This is a genomic window from Nostoc sp. 106C, from assembly GCF_002154725.1.
Taxonomy (GTDB): domain Bacteria; phylum Cyanobacteriota; class Cyanobacteriia; order Cyanobacteriales; family Nostocaceae; genus Aulosira.
The window spans coordinates 95,594-103,406 of record NZ_MTAW01000095.1 but is presented as its reverse complement, the minus strand read 5'-3'; the positions used below and the strand labels follow the sequence as shown (position 1 = coordinate 103,406).

Sequence of the window (7,813 nt, the reverse complement as noted above, 5' to 3'; positions counted from 1 at the left end):
AGAAAGACGCATATAGAGCCTTTGACTTTTAAAACTTGGGTCTATCTGACTTTGACCATCAACTAACTTTTTGATATCTGATAAAAGATTTGGTAGATGTGATTCTGCTTTATAACGTCCTCGACCTCGATAGTTATCTATACAAGTGATACCACTATTTAATTCTTTGATTGCTTTACTAATAGTTACCCGATTCCATCCCAACTCTCGCTGTGCTAGAGAGTGTCCTCCGTATCCTAATGCCACAACTGTTTGTGCAATAAATTTACGTTTGGCTGCTCCTGTTAATTGCTGTGCCGTTTCCTTCAACAAGTGTTTTAGTGAATCCGTTAATTGTATAGACACCTTTTTCTACCGAAAAATCGAATCATCCTTGAATTTACTACAAAAAGGGGAAGGGAGAGGCTGCCTGCGGCAGCCTCTCCCTTCCCCTCGGAATGATTATCATTCTTATAAACTGTATATTTTATTTTCTGGAAGTCCCTAACTTCTAATTCTTTAATTGCCTTTGCAGAGTCAAGCTGGATTTTTTCATGCATGATGCGGATTCCTTCTAGAGGAATAACTGATTTTGTCCTAGTCAATCTGGCGTAATTATCAGAAAACCAGGCTAAAATCACAGTCAAATTATAAGGAATTCGCAATTTAGGAGCAGGTATTCCACTAATTCTTTCTAGAGTTTGGAAAAGATTTTCTAGAGTGTAATATTGTCCGGCTGTAATGTAGCGATCGCCATTTTTACCTCGCTCAACTGCGTTAATCATTGCTTGTGCCACATCACGAGCATCTACCATACAAGCACCACCATCAAGAATTCCCAGGATTTTTTGCTGGAAATAATTCTCTAGAAGCGTTTGGAGAAATTAAACACATCAATCGTTACAGGTTGGAATTTCATTCTTGATGCTTTTGGAGTTGGCACAATCACCAATTTAAATACAGGTTGCTCAGTCCGATGGGCAAAGACGATAGAGTTTCTGGCAGAACTCGCTCCATAGACAGAAAAGCTCCTAGCACATCACCAGGGGCTTTTTGTTTAGAGTAAAATTACTCACTAGATAGAAAAAGTTATCTTCAAAGATTTAAGTACTTAATCTTTACTGTTAATCTCTCCCTGTTTTCTGGTTTTATCATTTTCTACTGTTCTATTATTTCGTTTATCTATCACAGTCCTCACATTGACTTTTTGCGGAGTAGCTTCAAACTGAATTATGTATCCACCGTTGGTCATGTAAATGGCAGTAATAGAACCTATGCCAAAGGTTAATATTATACTTAGCGGTACAGTTATTTGCCATACTGGGAAGTTGTATTTCATACAATAGGCTTCTCTGTGTTGATAAGTCGTCCAAAGGTGAAATGTTTGATAACCGCTTAGTAGCTAGAAACTATCAAGCTAATTCAAAGTATGAAGTATGCTTTGATATTTCATATTTTGAATGCCCATTCGTTGGAAGCTCAGATATTGCTTTATTGATGTCGGTTACCAAGTAGATTTATACCTGTAATCTATCTATTTTTGTGTGATGTTGCAAATGAATAAAAGAGCTTTTCTACAACAGCTATCAGTACTTTTTAGCTACAAAACCTTATAAAAATAGTTTTATATTTGTATTTAATCAGTTGTAAAAAAACAACAAAAAAATTTAGACAGCCTCTTTATGCAAGTGTTAGTCTTGAATAAATATGTGATTACTTGCAGGAAATTAAGCTTTAAAAAGCATTAATCTGTATATCTGTTTTATTCAGATATCCTAAATTTAAGTATCTAATATACCACAGTAGTTATACTGAGTTATATAAAAACAACCAAATATGAATTCTTAATAATAATGAGAATGCTCGTAATATTATTGAGTAATTTACCATAATTAGAGCTTTTTACCACATTTTTGTACGATACTTATGCACTTAACCTATAAAAATATAATATGAACACTATGAATTTAGTAAAATATAATTTTTGTTAGTAAATTATTATTTTTAAATAAAAATATTCTAGAAATTAGACTTTTAAATAACAAGGGGTACTAAGCTATGTCCAATATAAGTAATAACACAAGTATCTGCCAGCTAGAGATAAAGAAAAGACTTTTTATTGAGATGGCACTTGAAAAAATGTCTGGAAAGAAACTACCTACAGCATCTGAAATGGAAAAGAAAACAGGTAGCCCAACAGATAGAAGTAATTGGCATAGAATTTTTAATGGAAAAACTAAACAACCGCGCCGTGAAATTATTAGTTTTCTTGCAAATTATCTTGAAATAGAAGTCAATCAAGTATGGAATGTGCTTCAAGCCGCAGGGGAAATAAATGAAAATACTGATGAAAATAAGATTTTAAATAACCTAATTCCTATTTTTAGGATGCCAGAGAATATAGCATCAGATTCAAGATATTTTGTTGGACGTAAAGAATATCTTGAGAAACTTGAAAGTAATATTCTGAAACAGGAACATAAAATTATAGGGATAATTGCTTTTGCCGGTACGGGAAAAACAACTTTAATTAGTAAATTAATTAGAAAATTATATCAGGATAAAATAGCTATATTTAACGCTGTTGTTTGGAAAGAGTTTAATGCTCAGGTGGATAATGAAAGACCGCCTATTATTAAGGAATTTGTCAACTCCATTCTGTATAATCTTTCTAATGGAGAAATAACTAACGAGACAACCCGTCAGGATGATTTTGAAGGGATAACAAAACGCTTGTTATCTCAACTTAGAAAACAACGATGCCTAATAGTTATTGATAATGCAGAAGCATTACTATCTGATAAAAATAAAGAATTAGGAGAGTCAGGTACATTTGCGGAAGAGTGCCGAGAGTATTATTATCTGTTTAATAAAATATTACAAACAGAACATTGTAGTAAATTAATATTAAATAGCCGTGAAAGTTTTGTTGAACTCAGAAGTCCAAACTACTCAGAGTTAATTCTGCCGGGTCTTAATCAGGAATATGCAATAGAACTGATCTCAAATTTATCTGACCACGAAGTAGAGAATGGTGCATACAAATTAAAGGGAACAGAGAGTGACCTTATAGCGCTAACAAAAAAATGTTCAGGTAATCCTAAAGCAATAGAATTAGTGATACCCCTTATTCAAAGAGACAAAGAGTTTCAAGGAAGCGTAAACCTATTTTTGAAACAGGATAAACCAATAGATGGCATTTGTACTATCTTAAAAGAAGTAGTTAATAGGTTGAATGAGAAGCAGCGAGAGTGTCTCACTAGAATATCTGTATATCAGGATCGACATCTAATCTCCTTCAACGGTATACTTAGTCAAATGGATAGGTTAGACGAATATGAAATAAGACAGATAATTGATGATTTAAAAGTTGCAAGCTTATTGAAAGCTGAGAATAAATTTCAAGATGAAAATTATCCTATTTATAAAATACATCCTTTTGTTAAGGAATACTGTTACAGGCTTCTTGATAACAAGATGCTTAATGAAAGCCATATAAGAGCAGCAAATTATTACCAGGACAAAGCTGGTAATTGTCGAGAAGTGCAAGAAGTAGATGCAGCGTTTGAGGCTATCCATCATTTTTATGAAGCTAGGATGTTTAATGATTGTTATGAAATATTTATTTTCAAGATTCTAAATGCAAAAAAATTAGATAACTTAAGATGCTCCGCTAATCTTTGGAATAATGTGGATCGCATAACTGAAGTAGCTCCCAAATTAATAAGCAAATTATCCGACCTTCAAAAAAGAGCGATAGCTTTAGTTCCTCTTGGGTTCGTTTATTCAGAAGCAGGTAAAAATCTAAAAGCTCTTGAAGTTAGTGACGAAATCTTAAAAATTATAGGTAGGAAATTAAATAAAGATGAAGAATTAATCTTTACCCAAATTGCTGCATATATCAATAAAGGTAGGGCATATAGACTTATAGGTAACTTTAAACAATCTCAGAAAGATTGCGAAACAGCAAGTAAGTATGCCAAAAAATTAAAAAAATTAAGCTGGCAAGCTTTAGCTATTTATGAACTTGGCTTGATACATATAGAGCTAGAAAAACCAAAACCTATAAGAGCGATTGGTTGTTTCATTACTGCGGCATTCCAGGCAATTGGAGAAAAAGTAGTTCCAAGCGGAGTTCATAGTTTTAAAAATCTTTTATCAGGTGAAGAATTAAATAACGGGGCTAAAAAAGAAATAGAAACAACAGTAATGAGTAATAGCGAGGATAGCTCTCAAGACCACACTAAAAAATTCAGGATATTGTACAACATCGGTAGGGCATTAAATATATTAAAGCTTCACACCCCTAGCGAATTTATTCTTGGGATAGCGGAACGCTTCGTTACTGAGACTGATATAGGAAGCCCCATCTGGCTGTACACGGAGTTAGCTACTTGTTATGGTAAAAAACTTAAAGCATACGATTATCTTAACCGAGCTTATTCACGAAAAGAGAAAGCCCCTATGATTTGTAACGCCCTTACTTTACACAAGTATGCAGAATTGGAATACTCTTGCGAGCATTACGAAGATGCTTTAAAAAAATATGAAGAATTAGAGGAACTTCTAAGGGAGGCTGAGTTTCCACGCTTGCAAATGCAAGCACATTATGGACAAGCTCATTGCTATGAGAAATTGTATTCTAAACCGAACGTGAACTTTTCCACGTCTGGCTACAAAGAGAAAGCAGAAGAACACATTAAGAAAGCTAGAGAGATTTGCGAAAAATGGAGTTTACCCTCGTTGTAGTGAACTGCAAACAAGACAATAGCTAAGATATCAAATCATTTAAACTAAAAATATTAGCTTTTCCTGATTCAATTTTGGCAAATTCATATTGCCAAATAAACTCGAACTAAAGCTTTTATTAAATATCCTCGTTCAACTAATAAGCGCACTAAGTTGTTACCTAGTAAACCCGTACTGCCTGTAACAAATGCTTTCATCTTTGTGTTCCTAATTTCTTAACGATGATTGTTAGCACAGATACTGCTAGAGCGCCTGCGATCGCTTTGGCAAAAGTTAATTATCTGTAGCTACGTCGAGGATTATTATGAGAATCCAAGGCTAGAGCAGTTTGAAAATTTATCCCTATTTATATCTTAAAGATATATAACTGAGAAATGCAATGTCAAGAGAAAACAAAAGCAAATACGCCATTTTAGGAATATTGAGTTTTGGCCCCAAGTCTGGCTACGACATCAAAAAGAAGATTGAAGCCAGTACCAGCAACTTTTGGAGTGAGAGCTACGGGCAAATTTACCCTATCCTCAAGCGGTTGGTTGCAGAAGGATTAGCAACGCAATCGATAGAGGCGCAAGTTGGTAAGCCAGATCGCCACGTGTATCAGATCACAGACAATGGACTCAAGGAGTTACAACAGTGGTTAATAGCGCCTGTTGAGCCGCAAGTAGACAGAATTGAAATTTTGTTAAAGCTGTTTTTTGGGCAACAAATGACTGTAGCTGACAATATTCGTCATGTAGAAAAATTTCATAATTTGCAACAGCAATTGCTGCAAAAGTATCAAGCTATTGCAGAACAGGTAAAAGTAAAGGAGGCTGATAATCCGAATGCTGCTTATTGGCTAATAACAGCTAGCTACAAGCTGTATGTAACGCAGGCACTAATTCATTGGTGTGAGGAAACGCTTACTCAATTAAGACAGCAGACGAGTAACAGCCACAAAATAGGTGATTAATTCTTATTTGGCAAACAAAACATCTAGTCCTTCTGAAAGGCTCTGTGTATCTTTATATTTGGTGCTTCTACCTCCAGAATTAACTAACCATCATTAACTCGATATTTGTATTATTCATTGTTGTATTTAATAGGTATCTAATTTGATAGAAGACAGGTGGTATCATTGCCTCTGCATATGTAATTTAAGAGCTGTAGAGAGCTACTCAATCACATCTCTACATAAAAAACCGATCAATATCTATGCCTAGTACCACCTGGAATCGTCATCACATTCTTTCTCTTACTGACTTCACTAACGTTGAATACGATGCAGTTTTGCAGACTGCTGCTAGTTTCCAAGAGGTGCTATCACGACGCACAAAGAAAGTACCCACTTTGCAGGGACAAGTGGTAGCGAATTTATTCTTTGAACCTTCTACCCGCACTCGCAGTAGTTTTGAAATCGCAGCCAAACGCCTCAGTGCAGATACGCTGAACTTTGCCGCAGCCACTTCTTCTATGACTAAGGGAGAGACAATTCTCGATACGGCTAAGACCTATTTGGCGATGGGAACTGATATCATGGTAATCCGCCATCGAGAGGCAGGAGTACCAAATGCGATCGCTCAAGAAATGGATCGTTTAGGTGTGAAGGTGAGTGTGCTAAATGCTGGCGATGGTCAACATGAGCATCCTTCCCAAGCACTGCTAGACTTATTTACCATCTGTACTCTCATTGACCCAGCTAATCCCCGCATCGAACTTTTAAAAGGTAAAAAGATTGCCATTGTCGGGGATATACTGCATTCTCGCGTAGCGCGATCGAATATTTGGAGTTTGACGGCAAGTGGTGCCGAAGTGCATTTAGCAGCACCACCCACCCTTTTACCAAAGTTATTTGCTGAGTATTTCTCTGAACAAACAGCAGAGGAAATAGAAATAACTACCCCCTATAAACGGCAGTTATTTTTACATTGGCAACTTGAACCAGCTTTGCGTGATGCTGATTTCGTCATGACATTGCGCCTGCAAAAAGAACGCATGACTGCGCATTTACTGCCGAGTTTACGAGAATATCATCAATTGTTTGGCATTACACGAGATAAACTGCGACTTTGCAAGCCTAATGTCAAAGTTTTGCATCCAGGTCCAGTCAATCGTGGTGTAGAAATTAGCTCCGATTTAATGGACGATCCAGAATTTAGCCTCATTCAAGCACAAGTTACCAGTGGTGTAGCTGTGCGTATGGCGTTGCTGTATCTCATCGGTAGTGGCAAAGTTTAACAGTTCAATAGCAAACTACCTTAGCTGAAGTCATCAGGATAATCTATAACATTCTGAAACCCTTGCGAAAACCTAATTACGAATTCTGTATGGCAGTACAAGGCAGACGCACAAAGCAATTCCCAATGCAAATGTTAAAACTGTCAGCATTGATGCTACTCAAACTTCTTCTCTAGCTGAATACTGGGTGGGCTAGCTCCTGTTCACAAATAGATAAATCTTACAGTTTATTACAATCTTTGCTTGAACTTGCTATCTCGAAGTCATTTTGACTACGATATTAAAATAAACTCATAACAACTGTGAGTAAATTTACTGTTTATCAGTTTGAGCTAGACCGCCTAAACAGATAATGCAACGTCTCAGTAAATGATGGAGAAATCACCCAGTATGGCAGACCTCAAAACCTTGACGACTGCTAATGGCATTCCAGTTGCAGATAACAGAACTCTTTGACAACAGGTACTCGTAGCTATCAGGATGCGCCAGAGCAGAATTGTGCTTATGCAGAGCCAGCTTTGGACTTAGGCAATGTCAAAGCTCAAAGCCGATTGCTAGGATCATCGTGTTGGAAATGACGATTACACCCAAGCAGGCGATCTCTATCGAATCATGACACCCAAGCAACAGGAGCGTCTCATCCAAAACATTGTGGGCAGTTTGAGTCAGGCACGAAGTGATATTCAAATGCGCCAACTTTGCTATTTCTTCCGGGCAGATGTCAATTACGGTCGCCCTGTCGCACAAGGATTGGGGATTGTCATTGATCCATCGATGATTCCAACGTCTGCTCAACCCGTCAGAGCCTAATAATTAACGTAAGTTCGATTTGTTTGCTATGCCAGCAGTAGATCAAAAAATCCACACC

General features: G+C 36.6%; 7 protein-coding genes and 1 pseudogene. 4 read left to right on the top strand and 4 right to left on the bottom strand.

Annotated elements, in window-relative coordinates:
- The 3 genes and pseudogenes from BV375_RS12135 to BV375_RS12125 form a co-directional block, all read right to left on the bottom strand.
- Positions 1-339, bottom strand: a pseudogene (locus BV375_RS12135) (ISAzo13 family transposase); the annotation flags it as partial.
- Positions 330-794, bottom strand: a complete 465-nt coding sequence (locus BV375_RS12130; protein WP_086760741.1) for a hypothetical protein — start codon at positions 792-794, stop codon at positions 330-332. The gene BV375_RS12130 and the pseudogene BV375_RS12135, both read right to left, overlap by 10 nt.
- 296 nt (positions 795-1,090) lie before the next feature.
- A complete protein-coding gene (locus tag BV375_RS12125) occupies positions 1,091-1,318 on the bottom strand; it encodes a hypothetical protein (RefSeq protein WP_086760739.1) in 228 nt (75 codons plus the stop codon).
- A 719-nt stretch (positions 1,319-2,037) separates the two neighbouring features.
- On the opposite strand from BV375_RS12125, the gene BV375_RS12120 reads away from it, so the two are divergent.
- Positions 2,038-4,728, top strand: coding sequence for an NB-ARC domain-containing protein (locus tag BV375_RS12120; protein ID WP_086760737.1), 2,691 nt, complete (start codon positions 2,038-2,040; stop codon positions 4,726-4,728).
- An 83-nt stretch (positions 4,729-4,811) separates the two neighbouring features.
- Here BV375_RS12120 and BV375_RS36835 read toward each other — a convergent pair whose 3' ends face one another.
- Positions 4,812-4,925 carry an NmrA family NAD(P)-binding protein gene (locus tag BV375_RS36835; protein ID WP_208099107.1) on the bottom strand — a complete coding sequence of 38 codons (114 nt, stop codon included), beginning with the start codon at positions 4,923-4,925 and terminating at the stop codon, positions 4,812-4,814.
- 182 nt (positions 4,926-5,107) lie between these two features.
- Here BV375_RS36835 and BV375_RS12115 point away from each other — a divergent pair, with 182 nt between their 5' ends.
- The 3 genes from BV375_RS12115 to BV375_RS12105 all read left to right on the top strand — a co-directional run bounded on the left by BV375_RS12115 (position 5,108) and on the right by BV375_RS12105 (position 7,755).
- A complete protein-coding gene (locus BV375_RS12115; protein WP_086760735.1) occupies positions 5,108-5,680 on the top strand; it encodes a PadR family transcriptional regulator in 573 nt (190 codons plus the stop codon).
- A 242-nt stretch (positions 5,681-5,922) separates the two neighbouring features.
- Positions 5,923-6,945 (top strand): aspartate carbamoyltransferase catalytic subunit, encoded by a 1,023-nt coding sequence (locus BV375_RS12110; RefSeq protein ID WP_086760733.1) that lies wholly within the window; start codon positions 5,923-5,925, stop codon positions 6,943-6,945.
- 612 nt (positions 6,946-7,557) lie between these two features.
- Complete coding sequence (locus BV375_RS12105) at positions 7,558-7,755, top strand: catalase-related domain-containing protein (protein WP_086760731.1); 198 nt, start codon at positions 7,558-7,560, stop codon at positions 7,753-7,755.
- Positions 7,756-7,813 lie beyond the last annotated feature (58 nt).

What these genes read in the sequence shown, in the direction of transcription:
- BV375_RS12105 (WP_086760731.1), top strand. Translation starts at nt 7,558, where the DNA reads ATGACACCCAAGCAACAGGAGCGTCTCATCCAAAACATTGTGGGCAGT.
- BV375_RS12115 (WP_086760735.1), top strand. Translation starts at nt 5,108, where the DNA reads ATGTCAAGAGAAAACAAAAGCAAATACGCCATTTTAGGAATATTGAGT.
- BV375_RS36835 (WP_208099107.1), bottom strand. Translation starts at nt 4,925, where the DNA reads ATGAAAGCATTTGTTACAGGCAGTACGGGTTTACTAGGTAACAACTTA.
- BV375_RS12125 (WP_086760739.1), bottom strand. Translation starts at nt 1,318, where the DNA reads ATGAAATACAACTTCCCAGTATGGCAAATAACTGTACCGCTAAGTATA.
- BV375_RS12110 (WP_086760733.1), top strand. Translation starts at nt 5,923, where the DNA reads ATGCCTAGTACCACCTGGAATCGTCATCACATTCTTTCTCTTACTGAC.
- BV375_RS12120 (WP_086760737.1), top strand. Translation starts at nt 2,038, where the DNA reads ATGTCCAATATAAGTAATAACACAAGTATCTGCCAGCTAGAGATAAAG.
- BV375_RS12130 (WP_086760741.1), bottom strand. Translation starts at nt 794, where the DNA reads ATGGTAGATGCTCGTGATGTGGCACAAGCAATGATTAACGCAGTTGAG.